The following is a 26,595-nucleotide window of genomic DNA, read 5'->3' as shown; positions in this document are numbered from 1 at the left end:
TGCCTTGCATGTCCTTAATATACAAAACAAATACCTGATTGTCAAATGTTTATAAAAAAAATAACCCAATCGAACTTTATTCGACTGGGTTATTTGAAAACCTCAGTTTAGTTGCGCAACGGCCACGAATATACCGGGCTTACTATTTCATATTTTGATGATCTTACCGCCTTTTTGCCCGGAAGGTTTAGGCGAATCAGGTTTGGGAATATGTTTTATAATGTAGATAAGCGTATGGGCTATTGCGCTTATAGCTTTCACACCAAAATGTACAAAAGGCTTCATCACTTGCCAGGCATTGCTATGCTGATGCTGTACCTGCGGACCGTTTTTGCCTATCCTTTTTATATCGTTGGTTGCCATAATCTTAGTTTTAATGTTTCATATAAAAAGCATAAAAACCTTGCCACAAATCAAGCCCGATAAATCAAATCCGTATTTTATAACGTTACTACCTTTTTCTTCAGCTCAATAACCGTAACCTCAGGCCAAATACCTAATCTTCCAGAAAATGCCAGGAAACCAAAACCACGGTTTACGTACAGATACCGGTTCTTTTCATTAGCTAGGCCGGCCCAGTCAACATAGCGGTATTTTACCGGGCTCCACCTAAAGCCGGGGACCTCCACCCCAAACTGCGCACCATGAGTATGCCCTGATAGGGTAAGATGGATGGTTGTTGGGTTATAACGAACCTGTTCTTCCCAATGGGTAGGGTCATGCGAAAGCAGGATTTTAAAGGCATCCGGAGGTACGCCCTGAAGCGCCTTATTCAAATCGCCTATCTGGATGAAACCTCTGCCCCAGTTTTGGATCCCGATCAGGGAGATCGATTGTCCGCCTTTTTCAATGGTTACATTTTCATCCAGCAGCAAACGATACCCTAAAGCTTTGTGATGTTGTTTAAGCTTATCGAGGTTGGCTGCTTTTTCCTGCAGGCTATCCCAATGGATATAATCACCGTAATCGTGGTTACCTAAAATGGAAAACTGTCCGTAGGGCGCTTTAATTTGACCGAACCTGTCGATATAAGGCTCTATTTCTGATGCTGCATTATTCACCAGGTCGCCGGTAAAAACAAACAGGTCGCTTTTTTGCGCTTTAGCCAGGTCGATACCGCGTTGCATAGCCTCGGTATTATCAAAGCTTCCCGAATGGATGTCAGAAAGCTGGGTGATGGTAAAGCCATCGAAGGCATCGGGCAAATCATCAAAATAAAGGGTGGTTTTATGCAGCTTATAATCGTACTTACCTTTAAGCATGGCATAAAAAAACGAAGTAAAAGGCACGGCAGCCGCCAGTACCGCTATTTCACTGATAAACTTACGCCGGCCCGGAAAAGCCGATTGCCCGACGCCCCCGCCCGAACCACTGATCAAATTGAATACACCTACGAAAAACCGCCCGAGATCGCCAAGGGATAATACGATTATGAAAACCAATTTGGTAATAAAAAACGTCAGGAACAGGCTTAGCATCCACTCATGAAACGGGCGCATGCCGCTTGCTGTGCTAAAAGCGCCAAAGCCAAATAAAAATAAAGCAGTTACGCCTACAGATATGATCAGGTACCCCCATAAAACAACATTGCGCCACAGGTTTGATGGCCAGTCGGCAGTTAAGGTTTTAAGGCCGGAATGGATGTACCAATCAAACAACAAACTAATCAACGCAATAATTGCGAATACCTTCAAAAAACCACTACTGTGCATATAAATCCATATAAGACTGCAATTTAAAAAAGTAAAGGTAATTAGAGGGTAAAATTGCAGATGCAGGCCAGGTTCAACGATTTTTAGAAAGACAGGAACTTACTTCATGCAAAAATAGAGACCAATAACTAATAGTAGTTGGATACAAATTGCCGCGAAAAGTCGTTTAAAGCCATTTATTTTGAGTGGGCCCAATACATATACCGCCCAGGATAGCAAAAATAAAGCCAGTGCCAAGCCTCCAACTATTAAAAGATTTGGGCCTTCAGAGTCATTAAAAAGAAAGAACAGCAGCCTGGAGCAAATGATAGCCGTTACCGCCAACATTATTAATGAAGTCTGTTTTGACCTGAAATATAAATTTGTTGTGTTATTACCCATAACCTTAAGATGAGTATTACACAAATATAACAATGTAAGCAGAGATTCTTCATCTGTTTATTTGTCAATGTATTTTAGTTTCAAACCGGGACGCTGCTGTAAAATTATGATCGCAATTGGTAAAGACTAAGTTCCTCTCATTCAATTTATCTACCTTTAAACCCTTATCTCACACACCACTAATGAAACTAAAACACCTGCTGCTGTCAGTTCCGCTTTTATTAACGTTACAGGCATTCGCTCAAACTAACACTAAAACCGATACTGTTTTTTTCGAAGATTTTAACAACCCCGCCCTCAACAGGAGCAAATGGAATGTTGAAGTTACAGGCAATACTGTTAACGACGAGCAGCAGGCCTATGTTGATTCGGCGGCTACCATTTATATGATAGATGGTAAAGCCGAAGGTGCCGAAAACGGCGCACTTGTTTTAAAGGCTTTATATAAACCCGGCTTTACCAGTAAACAGCAGCGTAAATATGATTTCATTTCAGGCCGCATTAATACCCGTGCTAAAATGGAGTTTACATATGGCACGGCCTCATGCAGAATGAAAATGGCGGCAGGCGCAGGCTTATGGCCAGCTTTTTGGTTGCTTGGAAACGGTAAATGGCCCAATTGCGGCGAAATTGACATAATGGAAACCGTAGGCGACTCAAGCTGGGTAAGCCACGCTTTGCATGGACCCGGCTATTTCGGCGATACGCCGCTTGCAAAACGGGTATTTTTCCCGGCAGGCATTGATGTTACCCTGTGGCATGTATATTCGGTAGACTGGTTGCCTGAGAGCCTTGTTTTTAAGGTTGATGGCAAAATCACCTATACGGTAACAAAAGCAATGGTTGAAAAATATGGCCGCTGGGCTTTTGATAACAAAAAATTCATCATCCTTAATTTTGCATTAGGCGGGGGTTATCCCGGTGGTGTTAACAAGGTTACCAAACCCTATCATGGTTTATCAGAAAATACAGTTAACAAAATCAAAACCGGAGATGCCAAAACCATTGTAGACTGGGTACTGATAACTAAAACCGTGAATTAATATTGTTGATACATTTGTAAAATAAAGGTTATTTAAATTTTACTTTCATAAAACATTGGGTAAATTTTATTACCATATTTTTGAATTATTAAAAATAACATCATCTACCCATGGCAATATTAACCGTACAAATACCCGACTCAGAGATCTTTACTTTATCAAGTATAGTTGAACAGATATCAGGCAGCATCATCAAAGTTACTGCCGAAGAAGACATCAATCAGGGCGATTGCATTTTACATAAAGACGACCTTATAATTAAAAACAAACTGGAAGGCAGCCTTCATTCACGGCACCTCTGGAACGATTGATCTGCCATAAACGATCCCGGTTTTTAAACGCCATAAACAAAACAGGCCGTGCTTCATCAGTGCGGCTTGTTTTGTTTTATTTACCTGTTTAATTATGTATAACTACGCGTTCGTGTACACGAACCCTTTCATCGTGTCGTCGCCTGTGTCGTTCCCGGTATTCGGCCGAACAGCTGGTAAAGCCCATTGCTGCTAATATTAATAATGAAATTGAGCGTGAAACAGTAGTTTTCATAGCAAATGATTTATTAGTTTTCGATAGATAAACTATGGCCAAACAGTTATCATGCCATAAGAGTGCGGCAACAAAGCCGTAAAAGGAATGTTACAGTAGGATACTCATCAGTCGACAACTATTTCAAGCGACAACTCAGGAATTCCGTGGCGCCATAACCCGGTTAATCCAAATAAACAAAAAACCGATGGACAGAAAGGCTATAAGCATCAATAATGATATTGCTCCATAGCTGTTTGCAGCGTTAAAACACTATAAAACGGCCCTGTAAAATACAAACAAACTATTATTATCCCTTAAATAAATAATAATCTGCAAAGGGCGGTAACATAAATTCAGTTTCATACGTATTATATTTTCATGGAGGATTTTATTCTCAATTAGCATTTTTTTAACTTTTGGGGATAAAATACGAGTACTTTAACAAGTTGATTGACCTGATAACTAATCGCAATTAAAAACTTAATTAAACGCCGGATGAAGTATGAGGGGCTATGTAAATATACCAGGATCGGTTGATTGTAACTGCTGCAAGGTTTGCGGTGCAAGACCAATAATTGTGCTGATTAAAGATATTGGATATGTAGTAAAATGCCCTGTTGATGACAGTCATTACAGGACCGATGCGGGCCTTATTGATATTAATGACTGGAATTTACACAATATCAATTGTATTAATCCCCTGGACGAAAGATTGATATTCAGTTTTCATTGAATGCTTGTGTAATTTATTTGTGCATTACTTTAACCATAATGCTAAACCTATATCTTTAGGCATTTAAATTACTAATCCTAACAATGAGATCTTTATCAATAATTTTTAAAACAGCCAAACTAACCACGTTGCTGCTGGCAATAACTGTGCTTTTACCTGTGGTTTGCAAAGCGCAAAACGGCACCGATATCTCACCGGTAATTGATCATATCGCCATTACTACCGGTAACCTTAAAAAAAGTACCGAATTTTATACCAAAGTATTACACCTTAAAAAAGTTGACAACCCCTTTGCCGATACCGTACACCAATGGTATAGTCTTGGCAATAATGTAAAACTACACGTTATACAGGCCGAACGGAACGAAAAACAGGTTAAAGGCGTACATCTTTGCTTCAGTGTTTCGTCGGTAAAAGAGTTTGCAAAAACGCTTGATCAAATGAATATCCCTTACTCAAACTGGAAAGGTGACAGTAAAGAACCTACCTACCGGGCAGATGGCGTATTGCAACTGTATTTCCAGGATCCGGATGGCTACTGGATTGAAATAAACAGCCCGGCCAAAAAATAAGCCGGGCTGCCAAACAATCACTTAACTAAATTTTTGTATTCTTTTTAAACCAATAGCCTTTCCACAGCCAGAAGCCCGAAAGTACTATTATTGGGAAGAATACCCATTTTACCGCCGCAGCCGCGTTAGGAATTTGAGCCACCGGGCCATAAATATACCCTACAACTGGGATGCTTAACAAGATATGGACCCATCGGATCAGCTTACGTTCAAGCGAGGCTGTCATTGTAAACAGGTATTAATAATCAAGCTCCTGGCAATGGATGCCGGCCTTTTGTAACAACGATTCGATATAACGTGGTGAAAGATCCTCAGCCTCCACCCGTAAAATATTATCGCAGTCTTCCAGGTCAAAGTTCCATTGGGCTATGGCAGGTATTTTGGTTAATAAATTTTGTACCCGGCTCACCTGCCGTCTCTGCCGTACACTTGTTGCAAATACCAGTACATCCATTGTTATGTTATTTGAGGTAGATAAATATTTATTTATAAAGCTGAAAGCGGAATGCACAAAGCTTAAAGCCGGACATGCTGATTGCTTACTCAGTCTTCTTTTCTTCGTTTGTGGTAGTCTTAAAATCGTCCCAGTCACGGCTAAACCTGCCATGCCCGTGGCCTTTCCATCCGCACATGCGGTCCTCCCACTGAGCGCGGAACTTATCTCTGTCTTCAGGGCTCATATTCTTAAAACGTTCGGCCATACGTCCGCGCATCCAGGGCGCTCCTCCTCCGCCTTTAGGGCCACCTTTCCCAAAACCAAACAAAATCTTGCATAAAATAAATATGCCAACGGCCTGCCAGTAAGTAATGGTTGTTACATGTAAAATATCCGGCAGTAAGTTGTTCCATAGCTGCATTACTATAAAGCTAATAATAGCCAGGCAAGCGACTACCCCAAGCGGGATGAAGAAAAATCGCCTTTTATAAAAAAATGGTTTCATGTTATATAATGTCTTAATTTTTAATATTCAGTAATTTCCGTGTAAAGCTGGGCAAGCCGTTTGCGCAAGTGTAGTACGGCGTAACGTTTTCTTGATACCAGCGTGTTGGTATTTAGCCCGGTACGTTTGGCAATTTCCTCAAAGGGGATATCTTCAAGCTCATGCCAAACAAATACCTGTTTTTGTTCTTCGGACAATTCATCCAGCGCAAAAAATAACTGCTCCCAAAAAAGGTTGCGCAAATACTCGGTTTCGGGAGTGGTAGCTTCGGTAAGGAGTATGGCTTTAAAGTCCGGTGCCTCATCGTCATAATCCTCATCATCGGCCAGCATATCATCAAGCAGGGTTTCCGTCTTTTTTTTATGCTTATCAGTTATTTTGTTCCGGGCCACCCGGTATAGCCAGGCGCTGGTTTGTTCAATCGGTTCAGAATTGATCACAGCGCTAAACTGGTACCAAACATCCTGGAGTATATCCTCGGCATCGGCATCGTTTTTTACCCTCCGGCGAATAAATCCCAACAGGCTTTTACCATACGAAGCAATTGTTTGTATGATGTGGCTGTTTTTGTCCTGGGGCATTATCGCTGTTGTCAATTTCTTTATCCTTTTTAAAGATAAAGACGATTGTGATTTAAAAACATTTTAATTTTTTTTCAAAAAAATCTATTGCGTATCAAAAAGTCATTTCAGACAGCTAAACAGTATTTATTTGATTGCAGAAGCGACTTAAGCAACTGATGTTTAAACATCATAAAGATAGTTTTGTCGAATTAAATTCATTTTAATTAAAAATATTTGAACTTTATTCAATTTATATCGAATATTACTGTATGATTAACGAACCGGAAATTATTTTAGATAAAACCGACCTGCATATTTTGCGATTGATGCAGGAAAATGCCCGGATCTCTAATGCCGACCTGGCCCGTGAGCTTGGCATGGCGCCATCCGGCATACTTGAGCGCGTAAAAAAACTGGAACAAAAAAATGTGATCCAACAATATACAACGCGCATCAATCCGGCGGCCCTGCAGCAAAAAATGCTTGCTTTTATATTTATGAAAGCGGCCGATGGGCCAGGAAGCGATGCTACATCAAGCGAACTGGCCAAAATACCCGAGGTGCAGGAAGTGCACCACATAGCCGGCGACGACTGTTATTTAATAAAAGTGCGTACTTATGATTCGGCATCGCTAATGAATTTAATGCGCACTCATTTCAGCAAGATCCCTAATATTTTGAGTACTCGAACCACTATAGTGCTCGAAACCAAAAAAGAACAACAACAACTGGTTATACCCGAAAAATAAATATATCATGGCACCTGCTACCGCAAAATCCACTTCGCCCATATTAGTTATTATAGCTTTCGCTATTGTTTATATAGTATGGGGCTCTACCTACTTTTTTATAAAAATTGCAGTAGCCGGTTTTCCGCCGCTGCTGTTGGGCGCGCTACGTTTCTTCACAGCGGGTTTGCTGTTAATGGCGTGGTGTGCAATTAAGGGTGAAAGGATTTTTGTAAGACAAAACATATTGCACGCGGCGGTAAGCGGTTTTCTGTTGCTGGTAATAGGTAACGGCGCCGTAATATGGGCCGAACAAACTTTACCAAGCGCTATGGTGGCCATTATGGTAACATCGCCGCCAATTTGGTTCGTGCTGCTTGATAAACCCAGCTGGAGCACCAACTTTAAAAGCAAAAGCACCATTATCGGACTTGTAATAGGCTTTATAGGTGTGATACTGTTATTCCGTGATCAGATTGCAGATGTATTGGGGTCATCGGCAGGCCCCTCAAAATTACCAGGGATGTTATTGCTTTTATTTGGTACGCTAGGTTGGGCATCCGGGTCGTTATATTCAAAACATTATAACACCAAAGGATCGGTATCGGTAAATACGGCCTGGCAAATGCTTGGGGCCGGCATATTTTTTATTCCCGCAAGTTTTTTAAACAACGAGGTACAAACCGTACAATGGCATGCTATACCGGCACAAAGCTGGTATGCCCTGGCTTATCTCATTATATTTGGATCGATAGCGGCATTTAGCGCTTATGTATGGCTTTTACAGGTGAGACCGGCCACCCAGGTTGGTACCTATGCCTATATTAACCCGGTGATAGCCGTATTATTGGGGGTAATTTTTGCAGGCGAACATGTAACGCTGATCCAGGTTATTGGACTGGTTGTAATATTGAGTAGCGTGTTGCTGATCAATTTATCGAAGTATAGGAAGGCGAAACATGGAGAGCTGGCAGTAGCGAAATGAGAGCTTAAACCAATGTGGTCATATCCATAAAATCATTTACCTTTATGGATATGCCTTTGCCATTTTTGATATCTTTCCGCCCCTGAAGTATCTTTGAAACAAATTTCTCGTTATAGTTTGATTCTATTTGATAATCAATCTCCATTAGTTTTAAGAAAGTCTTTAAAGCAACAAGCTGCTCTTTAGTTTTGGGTTTAACTGTAAAAACTTCCATCGTTTAGATAAATATAATTCATTTTAGATAAAGAACCGCCTATCAACTCTCCCACTTCCCAAATTCAAAATACTTACTGATACTAATGCTCACTTTACTACCAACGGGGTACTTACGCCTGTCGTAATTGAGTACCCGCAGTGTTAAACCACCTTTTTCAACAATAAGTTCTTCAAAAAAGCCTTTGAACAACACCATTTTCACCAGCCATTTGCTGCCCAGGCTACTTATTTTAATATGCTCCGCGTAAACCACTACTACGCTGCGTTTACTTTTTATGCCGCAAACTTTTGCCTGGGCCGATGTTAGCCGGGTACAACTGGCCAGTATTTGTGCTGTGTACAATAATTTAGGCGAATGATATAACTGCTCGGGACTGCCGTTCTCCACTATTTCCCCTTCTTTAAGTACAATAAGTTCATCGGCCATGGAAAGGATCTCGGCAGGATCATGCGATACTAATACTACGGTAACTCCCCATTCCTTTACAATATACCTGATATCGTGCTGTAAACCTTCCCGGTAGGTGGCATCTACCTGGTTAAAGGGTTCATCAAGCAGTAAAACTTCCGGGCGGCTAATCAATGCTTTGGCAATGGTTACGCGCTGCTTTTCACCACCGCTTAATTTACCAAAGGGCATTTCCCTAATGGTGTAGATATTTAAAAGGTTCAAGGCTTCGGTAACATGATGGATAGCCTGACTTTGATCTTCGGCAGGCAAACCTTCACATATAGTGTCCCATACCGATATTCGCGGATCAAGATCGTTATCGTGCTGCGCTACCATCCTCATAACCTTGTGGGCATGCTGAATACCTTTTTGCCTGCTTAATACCTGCTCTTCCTTAAAAAACACCTCGCCATGGTCGGGCTCCAGGGTACCATATAACAGATTAAGCAAAGTGGTTTTCCCGCTGCCGCTTTCACCTACTATCGCTGTTATCTTTCCTTTCGGAATAAAAATGGTAACGTTATTAACCCCCGAAGACTTATCCCCAAAAAAGTTTTTAGTAACCGATATGGTTTCCAGTATCAGATCATCTTGCATCTACGGTAATTAATTTTCAGGATGTTATTGGAAAACCATTCACCCCGGATCCAGGCTTCTAATCTAAAGAAAAGTTGAAAGCAAAAAAACTTAATATGCCAATCTGAACGACAAGCGCAAAACAAATAGTAACTAAACGCTATTTATTATAGATAACCAAATTATATAACCATGAACAAAGCCATAGGGATTGTACTCATTATTGTAGGTGCGGCCATGCTCATCTGGACAGGCTTTACTTACACCAAAAAAGAAAAGATCATTGATGCCGGCCCTATACAGGTATCGGCCGACAGGGAAAAAACTGTTAACTGGCCGCCCTACCTGGGCGGATTATTAGTTATAGGCGGTATTGTTGTAGTTGCTACTTCAAAAAAATAGGGGCTTATTTATTATCTGCAGCTTTAAGTGAGCTAATGTCCTTACCGGCAAGCAGTTGCTGATAATTGATCAGCTGAAACTTTTTACCCTTCATTGCTGCAAACTCGGGCGAGAGCAAGGCATTAAGTTCGGTTTGGCGGTGCAAACTGGTAAGGGGCTTACCCTCTTTTGAGTTCATCATGTTACTGTTCATATCAACCAGTACATCCATCTCGGGGCTCGGGGTAGCGGTATGCAGCACCATCATATTGGGCTTATAGGGATTTAGCTTGCTTATGTAAACTAAAAACGCTTCTTTTTTTGTAGCGATAGGCTCACCCCACATTTCTTTATAGGTTTCGCCGAAATAAGTTACACTGCTTAGGGTTGATATAGCCAGGTTATATTTACGAGCCAGTTTTTCGGTAAGGGCACGCAATTCGGGTGTTGAAAGCGCTATGCCCATATGCGGATCGATATAGGTTATTTTTAATCCTGATGCCTGCGCCCTTTCAATCTGGGCCGACAACTCGGTTTCAATTTCGCTAAGTTTATAGCCGCTTTTAGCAAACGCCCGCGTTGATTGCGGAAAATACCCGTTTGAATCAACCAGGCTCGGAACAGCCGTACGGCCGGTAACAGGCCCCCAGCGATAATTTTTCCATTCGGAGGTCAATGTAAGATGAACCCCAACCGTAACATTAGGATACTGCTTTAGTATTTCAACTGCTTCCTGATACCACGGGCACGCAAACTGCACCGAAGCCGAAAGCGGCATGCCTGTTTGAGCAGCCTTAAGCAAAGCCATATTTACAGAATGGTTCATGCCGATATCATCCAGCCTGATGAGTAACCGCGGCAAATTACCATTTAGTGACTGCGCGCGTACTTCCTTGCTTCCTAAACAAGTCATCAGCATAAGTAAACAAAACAATATCCGTTTCATCATTTTATCTTCAATAAAAAAATTCACAAACGTGAGGTCGGCAGGAAACCGGCTCCAACTCAACATTATAAATATCTTATTATGAGGCTTAATAAAACAAACTAAATTGAACATGATAGCATATTGTTACATACAGGCGAAGCGCTCTTAAACTCTAAAAGAAAGACCAGTCATATCAATAAAATAATTATAAAAAAGAAGGCCACATCATTTGTTTCATGATGGGGCCCCTGGCGTGCAGTACTCAGCAATTTAATATCATTGGGCCGAAACCAGGTCGGGATTATGGTTTACCTGGCTAATGGTGAGGGCCTGCTGAATGTTGAGCCCGGCACCCTGCTGGTCCGACATCCATTTTTGGATCAGTGCATTTAACGTGTTCAGCTGGCTGGCATAAGCATCGGGATTGGCGCCTTTCAGTTTTGCTAAATAAGCCACCGCGTCGGCTATTTTTTGCGCATCTGTTTTACCATCTTCCTGTACAGCCCAGTTTAAATCTGTAACCACTTTGGGCAGCCATAATTTAATGCCATTCACAATTACTGCTGATGCCGGCACCAGGGTTTCCAGTGTCGTTTCCAAAAACTGGCCAGCCTGGCTTGCTTCAAGGTTTTTGAGTCCGTTAGCAACTTTGTCGGCTACGGTAATGATTTCATGTACAACGTCTGAAGCGTTATGGAACAGGGATTTTACGTGATCCCACATTTTTGATAAAAAAGACATAGGTTGTAGTTTTAAGTTTATATAATTTGATTGTTGGTTCACAAACATTTAAAGCCATATACAGGCGGTCCGAACACTATAAATACTATTGCTTCAAGCTATTTGCTGATTCAGAAAACTGCAAATAGCCTCCGGGTTAAATGGCTTTAATTAGAGAAGATAAAATTGACGATAAAAACACCCGGGTAACATAGTGTTTATACGCTTTCGGGATGCGGTTTTTACGTTATTTAATGAATATCAGCCGTATTACCAATGTTTTATTGTGTTAAAGCCACGGCTTAGTTCGGGTTTTACCCTCTCATATTTATATTTTTCAAACTAAAAGCTCTATATTCAAATCTAAAACCCTCACTATGAAATATATAAAACGTAATTTTATTTTCGGCGCGTTGTTGTTTGCCGGCACCGGCAGTTACGCCCAGCAGGAAGTTATTGATACCGCGGCTTTCGGCCGTATCCGTAAGGCAGAACTTAGCAGCTCACAAATTCCGCAGATAGCGCATTATTTAACCGATGTATCCGGTCCGCGGTTAACCAACTCACCGGGTTATGCCCGGGCAGCAAGTTGGGCGGTTGCCACCATGAAAAAATGGGGAATGACCAATACAGCTACCGAGCCCTGGGGCACTTTTGGCAAACAATGGGAAGTGCAGGATTTCAGCATGATGATGCGCGCACCCTATAATGCACAGATCAGGGCTTACCCTAATCCCTGGAGTCCGGGCAGTAACGGCCTGCTGCAAGGTGAAGTTATGGTAATTACATCGGCACAGGCTATAGATACTACTTATCTGAATAGTCACGCTACCGGGTTTAAAGGCAAATTTGTGCTGGTTACCGGTGATGCGGCTGATTATAAAAAGGACTTTGAGCCATCGGCTGAAAGACTGGCCGACACCGCGTTAGCCAACCTGAAGGATACTTATATGGTGTCCCGCTCCATGATCGACATGTATACTACCAAATACCTGAAGATCTTTAAAACAGCAGACCGCATATTGAAAAACGCCGGTGCTCTGGCATTCATTAGCGCGGGCCGCGGTAATGTTAACGGAACCGTTTTTGTGCAAGGTCGCTACGGCTATAAATTAACTGATCCGGAAACTGTACCGCAAGTTAGCATGGCTTCAGAGGACGGGCAAAAGATCAAACGGCTGATCCAATCGGGTCAGAAAGTTGAGCTGGCCATGAGTTTTACAGGCAAAACATCTACCGAAGATACAAACGGCTACAACGTAGTAGGCGAAATCCCCGGTACCGATCCCAAACTAAAATCGCAGCTGGTGATGCTGGGCGGCCATCTTGATTCGTGGCAGGCAGCTACCGGTGCAACAGACAATGCCGCGGGCTGTATTGTGATGCTGGAGGCCGTTCGCCTGCTCGATTCACTTGGGCTTAAACCTAAACGCACCATCCGCATTGCACTGTGGAGTGGCGAAGAGCAGGGTTTGCTGGGTTCATTCGGTTACGTTAAAAAACATTTCAGGGATGGCGTTAAATTTACTGTAAAGCCCGAGCAGGCTAAAGTATCGGCCTATTTTAACCTGGATAATGGTACCGGAAAAATCAGGGGGATTTTTGCGCAAAACAACGAAAAAATGAAACCGATATTTGAACAGTGGCTAAAACCCTTTAATGACCTTGGCGCCACAACGGTAACTATGGCCAATACCGGGTCAACCGATCACCTGGCGTTTGATTGGGCTGGCATACCGGGTTTCCAGTTTGTGCAAGACCCTATTGATTATGAAACCCGCACACATCACAGCAATATGGACGACTACGACCACCTGATGATAGACGATCTGAAACAGGCCGCCATCATCGTAGCCTCATTTGTGTACCAGGCCAGTATCCGACCTGAAATGCTGCCAAGGAAACCGCTTGTAAACGAAACTTTTGTTTTTGATGGATTTTAGCAGAATAGCAAACGGCCGCGATTAAATAAGCGTACTGAGACGCAAAGGCAAAAAAATCTTTGCGTCTTAGCGAAAAATATTTTCCTCAACGTATATTTTAATACCGGCTTGTTTAAACTTCAAAAAAACGACGGGCGATAAACATTACATATAAGCATCAGGAGATCTCGATGCTTTGCAGAGCCGGCCCCGTTTTGATCACCGGGCCGGCCTTCTTAATGGGTTTGAAAAATAGTTAAGAACGGTTAACGGATTTCAGGATCCGCCGGTCTTCTGCTTTTTTGTTTAACCTGTTTTTAACAAATGAGTTGACCATAATAACCAGGATACAACAGGCAACTAATACGTAAATAATTAGGATGTGTTTTGGCATTTCAGTTTATAATTTCCTAAATGTAACAGGTTTGCTACTTAACCTGCAAGCGTTTTTTAAAATAAAGTTTCGACTAGTTTGGTACAAAAGTCAAAAAAATGTCATTTTCCAATTTCGGAATTCGGATGTTCGATTTCCGATTTATCCTGCGTGATTAAATCCATGGACTCTGAAGGTTAGATGACAAAGAGGGCCTGTCAGTCTGAGCCTGTCGAAGACTCGTGTGCAGAGAGGCCCTGTCCGCCATACTTCGACGGGCTCAGTATGACACCCATTTTTTAAGTTGTCATCGATAGGTTAAGAGGAATATTTTCCGATAAAATCTGTCGGTACAAAATCGGTAAGCCACACCTTGTTTTCTGACAGGTAGAATTTATGACCCAGCCGGTGCATTTCACCCGCCGCAACGGTTAACACCACAGGTTTACCATGGCGTTGACCAACTTTAACGGCCGTTTCAAGATCGCGGCTCAGGTGTACGTGCTGCCGGCTCCGCTTTTCGAGCCCGGTTTGCAAAATCGCCTCAACCGACTGGCTCCCTGTACCGTGATATAGCACATCCGGTGGTATTTGTGCTTCATAACCCAGCTCAACCTCAACCGAATGCCCCTGGCTGGCGCGGATCTTCTGCCTGGCACCATCAAATGCGAAACGCTTTTTGGCGTTAGTTTCAACTATGTGGTTTAGTATTTCAAGAGTTATGGCTTTACCATGTGCAGCCGCTTTCAGCAGCAACTCGTCAACGGCTACCCAGCCCTGCTCATCAAGTTTAATATTTATTGCTTCGGGCTGATGACGTAATACCAGGCTTAAAAATTTGCTTAAGCTGGTCGTTTCTTTTTCGCTTATCATTAATGCTAATATAAATGCTTTATGTCACGAATTTAACAACCTGCTCAAATTACCTCCTTGCGGGATGGGGCTATCCCCAGCATAATGCTCCAGTGATTTTCGGTACAGATCCTTCATTTGCTTAACCAGAATCCGCGGACCAAGCACTTTCAGTTTAGGCCCGAAACCGAGCAATTCCCGTTCAAGCTCAAAATTCAAAACCACTTTTATGCTGAATATTGTCCCATCTACTGTAACCTGCAGTATCTTTTGGGTGTGATGTAAAGGTTTCGTAACAACATAAGGAGCGTTTTTATCATCTACCCAAAAAGTAACCTCAACATCGCGCTGTCCCGCGGATTTAGTTACGCCTAATACATCATTATAATAAGTAGCCAGGTTAACCTGTGTATTTTCAATATAATTATCAGCGTGTACTTCGACAGTCTGAATCCTGTCAAGCGCCAGTGTAAGCAATTGTTTATTTCCTACATTCTTTACTCCCAGCATAAACCAGCGGTTACGGTACTCCTTCAGCAAATAAGCGCTGAAGCAAAATGTACTGGCCTCCCTTGCTTTGAATGACTGATAGCTAACACACAACGTATTCTTGCTTACAATAGCCTTGCGGATAATCTCAATCCATTCCAATCCCTTCAAGTTATCGTTCTTTTCAAAATCAACTACCGGCACACTGCGTGTTTTCTGGCTGTAGATCTTGTCTTCCAGTTTGGTTACCATTTCGTTAAGGTCGGCAAAATGCCCCAGGCCTTTAAACTGGCCCAGCAAACCGGCTACCTCGCTAAGCACCTGCATGTCCTGGTTATTGAGGGGGATGTTATTGATGCTGTAATTTTTGTCGGAGTAGGTGTAATACTTTTTATCAACCACTACAATAGGCGCTTCGTACCCCAACTTATTACTGCGCATCATTTCAATATCGGCCTGTACGGTGCGGCGGCTTACCCCGCTGTCTATCCCCTGGTATTCGTACAAAGCTTCGGAGCAGGCTTCAATCAGGTCGTCAAGCGTCCATTGCCTGCGGCGGTTTTGCAGGCAACTGTCGATGGTTCGGTAACGGATAAGGGCATTGCGGTTTACAGGCATATTTTGATTGGGATTTAGGATGTTTGTCAACACCCGTCATTGCGAGGTACGAAGCAATCCCAAACTTTACAGGGAGATCTGCATAGCTGCTCTACCTATTGGGGATTGCTTCGTACCTCGCAATGACGGTCTTAATAATGAATAGCGGATTAAATACCAACTCCTCATTTTTTTTATAATATTATTAAATTATTTTTTACTGCGCAAATACATTGCGCAGTTGCAATTTTACTTTGTATCGTTAAATAACAAAAGCAGCTAATTAAGAAACCCCTCCGCCAATTGGCGGAGGTTCAGGAGCGCTATGGAAAAGATAAAAATAAGCAACAACGAATTAACCTCATTAGGTATTAACGACGTAAAGATATTAGAGAACTTTAGCCGTGTGGCCAATGGCCTGTTAAAACACGGTGTAATGGATAAGGAGCAGATCCTGGCCAACCTGGAAGCCCTTATTGACGACCCGATGCCTTACGCCCTTAAAAAAGGCGGTAAGTTCAAGAACCTGGCCGAAGCGGTAATCGACTTACGAAAAGAAGGAAAATTTTTGAAACAGCCGCGAACCAATTTTGCCCTGAAACAGGAAATTGCCGATTTCCCGGTTTACGGCCTTGAGCATATTGAAGTGGGTGCGCTTGCGCAGATGAAAACCGCGGTTAAATTACCCATAGCCGTAGCAGGCGCTTTAATGCCCGATGCGCACCAGGGTTACGGCTTGCCTATTGGAGGCGTACTGGCTACAACTGCCAATACCATCATCCCCTTTGCCGTTGGGGTAGATATTGCCTGCCGCATGTGCCTGAGCATTTTTGATTTGCCTGCCGGTGTAGTTGATACCGAAACCGACATGCTTAAAGGCCTTTTGCTTGATCATACCAACTTTGGGATTGGCGGGGTTACCAAAACGCATTTTGATACCTCGCTGTTCGACAGCCCTGTATGGAGCGAAACCAAGACAATCCGGAACCTGAAGAATAAGGCTTATGCCCAATTGGGAACTTCAGGTACCGGCAACCACTTTGTTGAATGGGGTGAGCTTACCGTTGCCGAAGATACCCTCGAAGGCATCCCGACAGGTAGTTACCTGGCTTTGTTATCGCACTCGGGCTCACGCGGGTTTGGTGGGAGCATTGCCGATCATTACTCAAAAATTGCTATGAGCAAAACCAAGCTTCCGCATGAAGCCAAACATTTGGCATGGTTAAATTTAGATAATGACGAGGGGCAGGAATACTGGATTGCCATGAACCTTGCCGGCGATTATGCCAGTGCCAACCACCACGAGATCCATAATAAAATAGCACGTGCGCTTAACCTTAAACCGGTAATGATGATAGAAAATCACCACAACTTTGCCTGGAAAGAGCAGCTTGCCGATGGTACCGAAGTAATGGTTCACCGAAAAGGCGCAACACCGGCAGGTGAAGGTGTACTTGGGATCATTCCCGGCAGCATGAGCACACCTGGGTTTGTGGTACGTGGTAAGGGTGATGCTGCATCCATCAACTCGGCATCGCATGGTGCAGGCCGTTTAATGAGTCGAAGCGCCGCCTTTAAAACCGTGGATCCAAAAGCGGTTGCCGCTAACCTGGTAGATAAACGCATCACCCTGATGGGAAGTGACCTTGACGAAGCCCCGATGGTGTACAAGGATATCCATGCCGTGATGGCCGCCCAACATGATCTGGTTGATGTACTGGCGAGCTTTCAGCCGAGGATAGTGCGGATGGCTGATGCTAAGGAAAAGCCGGAGGACTAGACGCCCCCCGGCCCCCTAAAGGGGGAGTTTGAAGCTAAAATTAGAACTTACATTTACAGACAATTAAAGTTCCTGATCACAGGCCGCAGGCGTCTCCGCTTGTGGCTCGCTTTTAGGTAATCTTCACGAAAGACAACCATATCGGCTTAGCATAATACCCATAAGTGGGCACGCCTACGAGAGCGGAGTACTATACGCACAATATCCGTAGTTAAGAATAGTGGCTTGAGAGAAAATGTTTTACAAACCATCACAAAACTCTTTTTACCGGAATTTTCCTTTTTTTTCCTTTTGGGATCTTGTGTAGAATTTCCTTTTGCTTAAGTGCATAGCGCTGCTCATTTTCCTTTTTGATCTCACTTTGCAGGATGCGGAAATGCCTGGAAAGTTGTTTTTTAATCTCAGGTGAGTTAAATCCCTGTTTCGCTCTAACTCCCCGCCCGTAACTGATTGATGCGGCGCGATAAGCATACGTTACGAAATTATTGCGGCCAACATGGCTGTATTTATCAAATAGGCCCTTTGTCAACAGCTTTGGACCATTGGAATGCTTACCATAGGCTTTTATGAGAGTATTACGAATACCCGCTTTCATTTTCCTGAAATAAGCGGATAAACTTCCAGGCCTGATATAAACCCGTTGTCCGTCAAATTCAAATCCCAGGTATTGTAGTTTTTTATTTTTTTCACGTAAAGCCCCTAATGCGCCATCGAATGACCGGAGTTCTTTTTTTACAAAACGAAAGTCGATAATCTCCGTCTTTTTCGATTGTATTGTCAAACCATGAAATCGAATCTGCTCACATAGTTTGTTATGTAGATAAACCTTATCCTTAGTTTTGCAAACGATTAGGATATCGTCACAATAACGTCGGTAGAAACTATTCATATTACGGCAAAGATTGCTCATATGCAGATCAAATTGTAGCAGGTAAACATTGGATAGGGTCGCACTGATCGGCGAACCTTGCGGAATGCCGATCGACAATGATCCGATACCCAATGGATGATTGGCATCATCGATTTTTAATACTGCTTGATTTCTGACAATAAGGTTCCTGCTCCGTAAATAATCAAACGCATCGTGCCTGCTCTTGCCAACGGTCATTGCTACTGGTATCATATCCAAGAGGCATTTACCTTTGGGCACTCGACCATAGTTAAAATGCTTTTTCAAAGAATCAGCATAAGTATAGCTATAGGCTGTCAACGCTTTGAAAACAGCAAATGTATTGGCGTCTAATTGCGACCCGCCCAGCACGGTACACCAATGCCTTTTCAATTCTTCGTGCGGAATAGTATCAAAATAGCCTTTGATATCGAAACCAATAGCTGAGTATAGTTCGTTTGGCTTCGAATGGTTGGAGATCTGGTCAAAGATTTCCTTAGCGAACTGAATATTGCAGTTCCCGTCTAAATCATCCCTATAAGCCAGTATACTTTCAGAAAATCCGCCCGCGCGTATGTAAGTCTGATAACGTCTTTTTAGCAACAGGTCAAAATAGCCGATAATGAGCGCATCAAAATGTGCAGCAAATGAAATGGGCCGCTCTTTGGTTTTAAGAGCGTACTTACCCAATTCATCTTCATAGCGAAAACGAGGCGTTTTGATGATAACTTTTAAAAAAGGAAGAAAGGAGTGTTTAGCGATACCACGGCCGGAAATGTCTTGCAGTAGGGCTTTAAGTTGTATGAGAGCTGGTTCGATATTGATCGGCCTATCGAAATGAACATACTTTTTCGGGGAAGATTCTCTTGCCTTTACTTCAAATTCTGACCATATAATGGGATCGAATGACATGAGTTGTTCTTTTAATGGGACGTTAGCCGGAAAATACCATCAGTCTTCATTTTCCGGCTAACGCACAATGTCTGAGCACTGCGAGGTAAATGACCGCTCCGATCACCGGGGACTTGCACCCCTTCCTACCTTTTCCACACTTGGCCAACAAAAAATTCTGTCGGCACTTACAGATCTTACCAGCGTTCTAATAAAATCCTCCGGGTCATTTTACGGTTTGACTGAACCATTTTCACCTCCCGGACTTCGAGTTTCTGCTTAGAGACCCCTTCGGTTTTACTGTTTCCAGCGGAGCATTTTTAAACACATAATTACTATGATTGCTAAACACATCTTAACGAATGAAGCTTCACACAGCATCGCGGCGCATCAGTATTACCTGAACTTAGCCATTATTGCCTTGCTTCTGACCAAGAAATTGCTTAACTTTAATCGTTTCCCCGCGGCCTGATCATTGCGACCCCCTTGGGCGTTATAAAGGTAACAAGAGCTGTGACTATTTTTAGCCTGTATTTTTCAACATCGAGCTTAGTTATAAACAATATAGAGTAATATAGTGCTTTTGTGCCATAGTAGAGATCCGAATTCTTGACTTCATTATCCGTATGCATATAGACTGTGTCTACATATATCCCAATCACTATTTTTATCACACATGGAAGCTAAACCTTTTCTTCAGGAGATTCAACTGAAACGCGATACGGTACCATCTTTTGATGCCTATCCATTTCACATCCCTTCCATCAGAAGCCTAAAGTCATTAAAGTTCCATCGCGATGTTACTTTTATCATTGGCGAAAATGGTTCGGGGAAATCAACGCTGGTAGAGGCCATCGCTTTGCATATGGGTTTCAGTATCGAGGGAGGCTCAAAAAACGCGCAGTTTCAAACGCATAATAATTCGTCGCAACTTTTCAATTATTTAACCGGTATAAAAAGCTACAAAAAGCCAACCGATCATTTCTTTCTTCGGGCCGAAAGCTTTTATAACGTAGCCACCTATATGGAAAATGTTTATGAAAACGACAAAGGCAGGTTTGAACGGCAATACGGAGTAAGGTCGCTTCATGAATGCTCACACGGCGAATCGTTCATGGCTACGCTAACCAATAGGCTTACCGGCAACGGGCTTTACATATTTGATGAGCCAGAGGCCGCATTATCGCCAAACAGGCAGATGGCGGCACTCTCGCTCATCAATACGCTCGTGAATGAAAACTCACAGTTCATTATAGCCACCCACTCCCCCATTTTATTAGCCTACCCGGGTGCGACCATTTACCAGTTAGACGATTCGGGCATAAAACAGATTCGTTACGAAGAAACGGAGCATTATATGGTTACCAAACATTTCCTGAATAATTATGAGGAAATGACGCGGATCCTTTTTGGGGAATGAGCAACTGCCTCCAAAATCTTTTAAGCTCCCATATTACCGGTCTTAACCTCCCCGGCGCGTTTGTAATTAACAAAGATCACTCCGCTTGGTGTAACGGTGCTTTCTGTTACCTCCAAAGTAGTAGGCACGGTGTCCTCACTGAATATGGTTTTTCCTTTGCCAAGCAGTACCGGGTATATTTTAAGCCAAAGCTCGTCTACCAGGTCATGTTTCAGTAACAGCTTAACCAGTTCCCCGCTGCCCCAGACTTTGATGTCCGAACCTTCTGAATCTTTCAGTTTTTTAATATCATCTACACTTGTAAGGAACACGCTGTTGTTCCAATCGGATTTATCCTTTGTATTGGATAGCACATATTTTGTTACCTCATTAATACCAGGCCAATAATCTGCATGCTTAGGCCAATACTCCTCAAAAATGTCGAACGTTTTCCGGCCCAGCAGAATGTCTGTGGCTTCCATCTGCTGCTGCATGAGTTTACCAGAAACCTCATCCATAAAAGGTGCCGACCAGCCGCCATATTTAAAACTGCCTGATTGATCTTCTTCCGGGCCGCCCGGTGCCTGCATTACGCTATCTAAACTCATGAATGTTAAAACGATTATCTTTCTCATAAGGATTTTAATTTGATGTTTAACTTATTGTTTTTGTGATGATACAAATCTCCATAATAAGCCTATAATACCTGCGGTTCAGATGCGACAAATGATAGGGCGAATGCGACAGAAAATGATGCATTCTTTTATAAAGGATTACCAGAAAACTGTAGCTTTATATAAACTGTACCAATCATAAATGGGTCAAAGAGCAAATTATATACTTATTGAAAACTCCCTGCAAACTATTTATTATAACCATTGGAGAGCTAATTGTATAACCTCTGATCTTTATCTTGGAGAAAAGCGCTTTATAAATTTTGTAAGATCGTGTAAGGTGGTGACTGTATTCCTGGATGAAGTTTGGGTAGAAGGATTTGTAATTGTTAATATCGATAAAAAGACACTCTATTTCTGGAGTTTAGAATTCGGCACAACATCAGCAACCAGTTTTTACTTAAAGAACCTTCAAGGCAAATGGAAAAATTGGTCAGTAAATTTACTTTACAACAAAATGTATGATATCGAACAGATTTTAAATATCGATTATATTTCACAGCAAAAGCAATTTCCTCTATTAATAAACACGGCAGATGAGGTAATTAATGATAAAGTTGGCGAATTTGGCAATACCATAATAATTATAACACCAATTGCAACACATACAACTCAATTAGGAAATGTTTCTTTAGCTGGTATATTAAACTTTGGAGAAGCTGTTGTGGATATTTTATTACATAAAAAAGAGTATCCACTGCCAAAAGAAGAAGAAGACAAAGTATTTGTGACCTTAATAATAGATACAGTTCATAAAGCGATAATTATCGACAACAGCGAATTTGGGTTGTGGGAACAATGTCAAGGCAAATGGAATGGATATAGTTTTAAAATGGGAGACTTTGGTTACATTGGAGCCTTAGAACTTGCTAATATTAATACTGACCAATTAGCTATGACTCCCGAACAGATCAAAATTGCCTTCAATGGCCTGATCAAGCCCTCGAAAAACTTTGATCCTGTTGGATTTGCGGGAAAGTTATTAAACGAAAACAACGATATAAAATTTAGCGCAGGCTTTTTCGACTCCGTACAACCTCGGCCTAACTTAATTGAAAAGCTCAATAGAACTATCGGTAAATTATTTAGTACAAAAAAGGATCAGTAATATAAATGGCAATGGAGTTTTGTGAGGCCGAAGAGAGACTCGAACTCTCAAGAGGCAAGAATTAACATTTATGAAGCACCTGGGTATCTTTAAGGTGTGCTCCCGACGAGATTCGAACTCGTACATCTATGAATCCAACTTCATCAAGAATCAAACAGTAGAAATATTCCTCATATTTAAATTACAAATTTCCCCTTTACAAACATCTTTAAACAAAGATTTTATAATTTCTTTACCCCGGTTATATCAGCTGTTAATTATATTGCAGGCATCATATGAAAAAGAACTATATCGATCTGCTCGAAAACATCTATGCCTTGGCGCAAACCGGGATCAGGTATACCAAAAGCCCTTTCGATATGGAGCGCTATCAAAAGCTGCTTGATATAGCCACACAGGAGTACAGCGAATTTACCGGCCTGGAAACCGAAGTTTTAAAAGAACGCTTTCGTAACGATCTGGGATATGCCACACCCAAAGTAGGCGTTAACGGTATCTTGTTTGATGACAATGGCCGCCTGCTGGTTGAACACCGCAGCGACGATTTTTTATGGGGATTGCCCGGCGGTTGGGTCGACGTTGGCGAAGACCCGGAAACAGCCATGAAACGTGAGTTTTGGGAAGAGGCCCGGCTAATTGTTGAACCGGTTGAGATCATTAAATTCTTCGCTATCCCCGCCGGGCAATTTCAGCAGCCTCATAGTTCGGTAGTAGTGCTTTATTTATGCAAATACGTTAGCGGCAATATCGAAACATCCATAGAAAGCCTCGAAATAAAATTTGTTGATCCGGCCGAAATAACCAGCTGGCATAAAAACCACGGGGAATATGTAAAAGAGGCCTTACTTCATCGAAAAAAAGCCTTATCGCAAATGTAAACAAACTTATTTCTTCACTTTCATTCCTCCTCCTGTATGAGCTGATTCCTTCATCTTTTTTCAGTCTCATTTTACAACATTCAGCTAAACGGGCAAATACCCCGCATAAAATAGCACAGCATTTCACATAATGCGTAAATATTTGACCATCAGCAAAATATAAATGTATATTTATATACTGCTCGCTTAGCAATTAACTGAACTCAAACTGATTTTTAAACATTAAAGCCATGAGTACATCAACCAAAGCATTCGACAAAAACACCTCTATGGGTTTTAGGGACAAAAATACTTCAATGGGATTTGCTGATAATGAAACAGGCGCTGAGCCCGAAGATGAAGCCGCCGAGGGATTTGTAGCTTCGCCCGACCCGGATGATGCAACTGAAGAACCATCGATAGATAGTTAATAACTGTTTTATCCGGCTGGTACCATTGCCCTGTATATCTATCCCCTTCCTAAGATGGGGACTTTGTTTTATTTTATAATTTATGCTAAACCACATACTAAAGGGAATGGTTTGCTTATGCCTTTTAACCGGCATCGCCCCGGATACCTATGCTCAAAAAAACGTACTAAACCAATTAAAGATACAAGCGGCCCGGCATAAAAATGATACCGCAGGTGTTGAACCTTTACGCCGGTTAAGTTTACAATTGCAGGCTACCCGGCCAGATAGCGCGCTGATTTATGCGCAGCAGGGGCTTGAGCTGGCCCGCAAATTTTCGTTCAAAAAAGGCGAGGCCGATTGCATGAACCGCCTGGGTGTGGTTTTATGGAAAAATGGCAAATATGACCAGGCCCTTTCTTTTTTACTCAACTCACTAAAAATACGCGAAGAAATTAACGACCGTCTGGGTATTTTAAAAAGTTTGAGCGACATAGGCATTGTTTATTCCGACCAATTGGATAATGTAAAAGCTTTATCCTACCATTTTAAGGCTAAAGCTGTTGCCGAAGAACTGCATGAAACAGCACGCCTGGGAATTATCCTGGCCAATATCGGCAACTGTTACATCAAGCTTAACAAGGTTGATTCAGCTTTAAACTATGAGATGCAGGCTTACACCATAAAGCAGACGTTAAAAGATACGGCTACCATGCCAAACACCTTATCCATTTTAGGCGATATCAACTATAAAATGGGGCACACCGCCCTGGCGCTTGATTATTACCGGGTGAGTATAAGTTATGCTGCAAAAGTAAACGACCAAAACAGCCTTGCCGACAGCTATAACAGCGTAGCGCAACTCTATAAGCAAAAAGGCATGGCCGATTCAAGTATCTATTATGCAACGCTGGCCCTTAATGCCGCAAAAGCCGCGTTATATCCTGAAGGGATTTTTCATGCCGGCAACCTGCTTACCGGTGCCTATCGCGGCAAAAACGATCATCTCGAGCTGCAATATCTAAAAACCTCCATAGCCGCAAAAGACAGTATGTTTAATGCCGAAAAAATAAGGCAGATCCAAACGCTGAGCTTTAACGAGGCCGCCCGGCAGGAAGAAATTGCCGAAGAGAAGCACCGCGAAGAAGAAGCGCGCATTGTTAATCTGCAAATGGTAGGCATCGCTGTGTTTATCCCCACGTTTTTCCTGATTGTATTGCTCCTAAGCAAAAGCCGAACCCATCGCAAGGTGATAGAATTTATGAGTGTATTGGCACTTTTACTGGCATTTGAGTTTCTTACCCTGTTTATTCATCCTTTTGTGCAACGCATCAGTAACCATTTACCCGTACTTGAACTGGTGATCCTGGTATGCCTGGCTTCTGTATTGGTACCTTTTCACCACAAGCTCACCCATTTTATGCACGAGCGACTGGTGCACGGACATCAGCGTCAGCATCCTCCGGCTAACAACACGCCGGTACCTGTACCGTCGCCAGAGAAAAAGGGAAGTAAAGCGGCTGCAGCAAAGCGTAAACCTGCACAAGGGTAGATACAATCTTATTTTTCGCCACATTACTCCCCCGGTTAAAATCACGGTTAAAAATTGGGTTAACGATTTTTTGTTGGTTAAAACCTTAGTCAACATACATTTTTTAGCCTATAATTGCTTCGCCGGCGATCAATTAACCAGTAATTAAAAACCTTATTACACCACCAACTATAGCCAAACCCGTTATCAACCAACATTTATAATTATGAAAAAACCAATCTGCTTTTTAGCCCTGAGTTTGTTTATTACCATGGTAAGCTGCGGTAAGGGCAAAGAAGTTACACCCGCTGCATCGAAGCCTGATACGAATACGACTACCCCAACCGATAACAGTACCGGCTTTAGCAGCGCCGATGCCGATCTTGCTTACGCAGCCTTTAATAATGCCTTTTACGATCCAAACAATAAACTATACTTCAGCACCACAAAAAAAGGGGGCGTAGCTGCCATCTGGACACAAGCCATTTACTGGGACATGGCCATGAACGTATATGAACGAACCAAAGCTCCCACCCAGCTTACCAAAATAGCCGACATATATCAGGGCAACTACAATCATTACGACGGCTACAACTGGAACAACACTACCGTTTGGTTTATTTACGACGATATGATGTGGTGGGTTATTGCACTGGCCCGCGCCAACCAGCTTACAGGCAATGCTACCTATCTTGAAAAGGCAAAAGCAGGGTTCGACAGGGTTTGGAACGGATCATATGACCCTATAGATGGCGGCATGTTCTGGGATTTTCAGCACAGCGGAAAAAACTCATGTATCAACTTCCCTACCGTTATAGCAGCTATGAAATTGTATAATATCACTAAGGATGTCTCTTATCTTAATAAGGCCAAGTCTATCTATGCCTGGTCGAAAACTAATTTGGTGGATGCATCGGGCAAAGTGAACGATAACAAAATAGGCAACAACCCTCCGGGTGGTCAGGACTATACCTATAATTCTGGTACCGCTATTGGTGCAGCCATGGCCTTATACAAACAAACCAACGATGCAGCTTACCTTAACGACGCCAAACTATATGCCGATTATGTAAAAAACAATATGTGCACCAACGGTATATTACCTGCCGAAGGGGATTTTAACGAACAGGGTGTTCTGAAAGCTATTTTCGCGCAATATATAGTGCAACTGATCAACGAGGGTGCCCAGAGTCAATACCTGAGCTGGATCCAAACCAACGTTAACACCGGCTGGAAAAACCGCGATGGCAGGAACCTTACTTATCGTAATTACGCCGTGCCTACCCCAACCGGCGATATTCAATCATATGAGGCCAGCAGCATTGTAACTTTTATGCAGTTGATACCTCCAACTAAGAAATAAGC

General features: G+C 42.5%; 30 protein-coding genes. 15 read left to right on the top strand and 15 right to left on the bottom strand.

Annotation, left to right across the window (positions count from 1 at the left end; genetic code table 11):
- Window positions 1-147: 147 nt before the first annotated feature.
- Both IEX80_RS13850 and IEX80_RS13845 read right to left on the bottom strand, forming a co-directional pair.
- A complete protein-coding gene (locus IEX80_RS13850; RefSeq protein WP_090524337.1) occupies window positions 148-363 on the bottom strand; it encodes a hypothetical protein in 216 nt (71 codons plus the stop codon).
- 77 nt (window positions 364-440) lie between these two features.
- On the bottom strand, window positions 441-1,694 hold the full coding sequence (locus tag IEX80_RS13845) for a metallophosphoesterase (RefSeq protein WP_229701629.1): 1,254 nt from the start codon (window positions 1,692-1,694) through the stop codon (window positions 441-443).
- A 581-nt stretch (window positions 1,695-2,275) separates the two neighbouring features.
- Here IEX80_RS13845 and IEX80_RS13840 point away from each other — a divergent pair.
- Window positions 2,276-3,136: a glycoside hydrolase family 16 protein gene (locus IEX80_RS13840; protein ID WP_188833224.1), complete on the top strand. Its 861-nt coding sequence runs from the start codon at window positions 2,276-2,278 to the stop codon at window positions 3,134-3,136.
- 110 nt (window positions 3,137-3,246) lie between these two features.
- On the top strand, window positions 3,247-3,447 hold the full coding sequence (locus IEX80_RS13835) for a hypothetical protein (protein WP_090524329.1): 201 nt from the start codon (window positions 3,247-3,249) through the stop codon (window positions 3,445-3,447).
- A gap of 88 nt (window positions 3,448-3,535) precedes the next feature.
- On the opposite strand, the gene IEX80_RS13830 is transcribed toward IEX80_RS13835, so the two are convergent.
- Window positions 3,536-3,682, bottom strand: coding sequence for a hypothetical protein (locus IEX80_RS13830; protein ID WP_167516182.1), 147 nt, complete (start codon window positions 3,680-3,682; stop codon window positions 3,536-3,538).
- Window positions 3,683-4,480: 798 nt separating this feature from the next.
- Here IEX80_RS13830 and IEX80_RS13825 point away from each other — a divergent pair.
- Window positions 4,481-4,969 carry a VOC family protein gene (locus IEX80_RS13825; protein WP_188833223.1) on the top strand — a complete coding sequence of 163 codons (489 nt, stop codon included), beginning with the start codon at window positions 4,481-4,483 and terminating at the stop codon, window positions 4,967-4,969.
- A 25-nt stretch (window positions 4,970-4,994) separates the two neighbouring features.
- Here IEX80_RS13825 and IEX80_RS13820 read toward each other — a convergent pair whose 3' ends face one another.
- From IEX80_RS13820 to IEX80_RS13805, 4 genes are all read right to left on the bottom strand, one after another.
- Window positions 4,995-5,195, bottom strand: a complete 201-nt coding sequence (locus tag IEX80_RS13820; RefSeq protein WP_188833222.1) for a hypothetical protein — start codon at window positions 5,193-5,195, stop codon at window positions 4,995-4,997.
- Window positions 5,196-5,207: 12 nt separating this feature from the next.
- Window positions 5,208-5,423, bottom strand: a complete 216-nt coding sequence (locus IEX80_RS13815; RefSeq protein WP_090524321.1) for a hypothetical protein — start codon at window positions 5,421-5,423, stop codon at window positions 5,208-5,210.
- An 85-nt stretch (window positions 5,424-5,508) separates the two neighbouring features.
- Complete coding sequence (locus tag IEX80_RS13810; protein ID WP_188833221.1) at window positions 5,509-5,910, bottom strand: hypothetical protein; 402 nt, start codon at window positions 5,908-5,910, stop codon at window positions 5,509-5,511.
- A 20-nt stretch (window positions 5,911-5,930) separates the two neighbouring features.
- On the bottom strand, window positions 5,931-6,491 hold the full coding sequence (locus IEX80_RS13805; RefSeq protein ID WP_188833220.1) for an RNA polymerase sigma factor: 561 nt from the start codon (window positions 6,489-6,491) through the stop codon (window positions 5,931-5,933).
- 251 nt (window positions 6,492-6,742) lie between these two features.
- Between IEX80_RS13805 and IEX80_RS13800 the strand changes: the two genes are divergently transcribed.
- Both IEX80_RS13800 and IEX80_RS13795 read left to right on the top strand, forming a co-directional pair.
- Complete coding sequence (locus IEX80_RS13800) at window positions 6,743-7,222, top strand: Lrp/AsnC family transcriptional regulator (protein WP_176623659.1); 480 nt, start codon at window positions 6,743-6,745, stop codon at window positions 7,220-7,222.
- A 7-nt stretch (window positions 7,223-7,229) separates the two neighbouring features.
- Entirely contained in the window at window positions 7,230-8,186 is a 957-nt protein-coding gene (locus IEX80_RS13795) for an EamA family transporter (RefSeq protein ID WP_188833219.1), read from the top strand.
- Window positions 8,187-8,190: 4 nt separating this feature from the next.
- On the opposite strand, the gene IEX80_RS13790 is transcribed toward IEX80_RS13795, so the two are convergent.
- Both IEX80_RS13790 and IEX80_RS13785 read right to left on the bottom strand, forming a co-directional pair.
- On the bottom strand, window positions 8,191-8,400 hold the full coding sequence (locus tag IEX80_RS13790) for a DUF2683 family protein (protein ID WP_188833218.1): 210 nt from the start codon (window positions 8,398-8,400) through the stop codon (window positions 8,191-8,193).
- A gap of 42 nt (window positions 8,401-8,442) precedes the next feature.
- Window positions 8,443-9,450, bottom strand: coding sequence for an ABC transporter ATP-binding protein (locus IEX80_RS13785; RefSeq protein ID WP_176623653.1), 1,008 nt, complete (start codon window positions 9,448-9,450; stop codon window positions 8,443-8,445).
- A gap of 171 nt (window positions 9,451-9,621) precedes the next feature.
- Between IEX80_RS13785 and IEX80_RS13780 the strand changes: the two genes are divergently transcribed.
- Entirely contained in the window at window positions 9,622-9,831 is a 210-nt protein-coding gene (locus IEX80_RS13780; RefSeq protein WP_090524308.1) for a hypothetical protein, read from the top strand.
- A 4-nt stretch (window positions 9,832-9,835) separates the two neighbouring features.
- Here the strand turns inward: IEX80_RS13780 and IEX80_RS13775 are convergent, their stop codons facing one another.
- Window positions 9,836-10,723, bottom strand: a complete 888-nt coding sequence (locus IEX80_RS13775) for a ChbG/HpnK family deacetylase (protein WP_229701628.1) — start codon at window positions 10,721-10,723, stop codon at window positions 9,836-9,838.
- Between the two features lie 291 nt (window positions 10,724-11,014).
- On the bottom strand, window positions 11,015-11,479 hold the full coding sequence (locus tag IEX80_RS13770) for a hypothetical protein (protein WP_139159911.1): 465 nt from the start codon (window positions 11,477-11,479) through the stop codon (window positions 11,015-11,017).
- 356 nt (window positions 11,480-11,835) lie between these two features.
- On the opposite strand from IEX80_RS13770, the gene IEX80_RS13765 reads away from it, so the two are divergent.
- The gene (locus IEX80_RS13765) at window positions 11,836-13,401 is read left to right on the top strand and encodes a M20/M25/M40 family metallo-hydrolase (protein ID WP_188833217.1); all 1,566 of its coding nucleotides are present in this window, start codon (window positions 11,836-11,838) and stop codon (window positions 13,399-13,401) included.
- 670 nt (window positions 13,402-14,071) lie between these two features.
- Here the strand turns inward: IEX80_RS13765 and IEX80_RS13760 are convergent.
- Complete coding sequence (locus IEX80_RS13760) at window positions 14,072-14,626, bottom strand: RNA 2'-phosphotransferase (protein WP_188833216.1); 555 nt, start codon at window positions 14,624-14,626, stop codon at window positions 14,072-14,074.
- 24 nt (window positions 14,627-14,650) lie between these two features.
- Window positions 14,651-15,712 (bottom strand): helix-turn-helix transcriptional regulator, encoded by a 1,062-nt coding sequence (locus tag IEX80_RS13755; RefSeq protein WP_188833215.1) that lies wholly within the window; start codon window positions 15,710-15,712, stop codon window positions 14,651-14,653.
- Window positions 15,713-16,016: 304 nt separating this feature from the next.
- Between IEX80_RS13755 and IEX80_RS13750 the strand changes: the two genes are divergently transcribed.
- Complete coding sequence (locus tag IEX80_RS13750; protein ID WP_188833214.1) at window positions 16,017-17,471, top strand: RtcB family protein; 1,455 nt, start codon at window positions 16,017-16,019, stop codon at window positions 17,469-17,471.
- A 250-nt stretch (window positions 17,472-17,721) separates the two neighbouring features.
- Here IEX80_RS13750 and IEX80_RS13745 read toward each other — a convergent pair whose 3' ends face one another.
- A complete protein-coding gene (locus IEX80_RS13745; protein WP_188833213.1) occupies window positions 17,722-19,272 on the bottom strand; it encodes a reverse transcriptase domain-containing protein in 1,551 nt (516 codons plus the stop codon).
- A gap of 316 nt (window positions 19,273-19,588) precedes the next feature.
- On the opposite strand from IEX80_RS13745, the gene IEX80_RS27920 reads away from it, so the two are divergent.
- Together IEX80_RS27920 and IEX80_RS13740 are read left to right on the top strand one after the other, a co-directional pair.
- Window positions 19,589-19,723, top strand: coding sequence for a hypothetical protein (locus IEX80_RS27920; protein ID WP_262892448.1), 135 nt, complete (start codon window positions 19,589-19,591; stop codon window positions 19,721-19,723).
- A gap of 204 nt (window positions 19,724-19,927) precedes the next feature.
- Complete coding sequence (locus tag IEX80_RS13740) at window positions 19,928-20,671, top strand: AAA family ATPase (RefSeq protein ID WP_176623641.1); 744 nt, start codon at window positions 19,928-19,930, stop codon at window positions 20,669-20,671.
- Window positions 20,672-20,691: 20 nt separating this feature from the next.
- Here the strand turns inward: IEX80_RS13740 and IEX80_RS13735 are convergent, their stop codons facing one another.
- Entirely contained in the window at window positions 20,692-21,285 is a 594-nt protein-coding gene (locus tag IEX80_RS13735; RefSeq protein WP_188833212.1) for a dihydrofolate reductase family protein, read from the bottom strand.
- A gap of 181 nt (window positions 21,286-21,466) precedes the next feature.
- Here IEX80_RS13735 and IEX80_RS13730 point away from each other — a divergent pair, with 181 nt between their 5' ends.
- The 5 genes from IEX80_RS13730 (at window position 21,467) to IEX80_RS13710 (ending at window position 26,593) form a co-directional block, all read left to right on the top strand.
- Window positions 21,467-22,432: a hypothetical protein gene (locus tag IEX80_RS13730; protein ID WP_188833211.1), complete on the top strand. Its 966-nt coding sequence runs from the start codon at window positions 21,467-21,469 to the stop codon at window positions 22,430-22,432.
- A gap of 275 nt (window positions 22,433-22,707) precedes the next feature.
- Complete coding sequence (locus IEX80_RS13725) at window positions 22,708-23,310, top strand: NUDIX hydrolase N-terminal domain-containing protein (RefSeq protein WP_188833210.1); 603 nt, start codon at window positions 22,708-22,710, stop codon at window positions 23,308-23,310.
- A 230-nt stretch (window positions 23,311-23,540) separates the two neighbouring features.
- Window positions 23,541-23,720, top strand: coding sequence for a hypothetical protein (locus IEX80_RS13720; RefSeq protein WP_188833209.1), 180 nt, complete (start codon window positions 23,541-23,543; stop codon window positions 23,718-23,720).
- Between the two features lie 82 nt (window positions 23,721-23,802).
- Window positions 23,803-25,251 carry a tetratricopeptide repeat protein gene (locus tag IEX80_RS13715; protein WP_188833208.1) on the top strand — a complete coding sequence of 483 codons (1,449 nt, stop codon included), beginning with the start codon at window positions 23,803-23,805 and terminating at the stop codon, window positions 25,249-25,251.
- 205 nt (window positions 25,252-25,456) lie between these two features.
- A complete protein-coding gene (locus tag IEX80_RS13710; RefSeq protein WP_229701627.1) occupies window positions 25,457-26,593 on the top strand; it encodes a glycoside hydrolase family 76 protein in 1,137 nt (378 codons plus the stop codon).
- The last annotated feature ends 2 nt before the right edge of the window (window positions 26,594-26,595 follow it).

Origin of the sequence: Mucilaginibacter rubeus (assembly GCF_014643835.1) — a bacterium.
Lineage (GTDB): Bacteria > Bacteroidota > Bacteroidia > Sphingobacteriales > Sphingobacteriaceae > Mucilaginibacter > Mucilaginibacter rubeus.
Note: the sequence above shows the minus strand (reverse complement) of the source record. Positions and strands in the feature narration are given on the sequence as shown.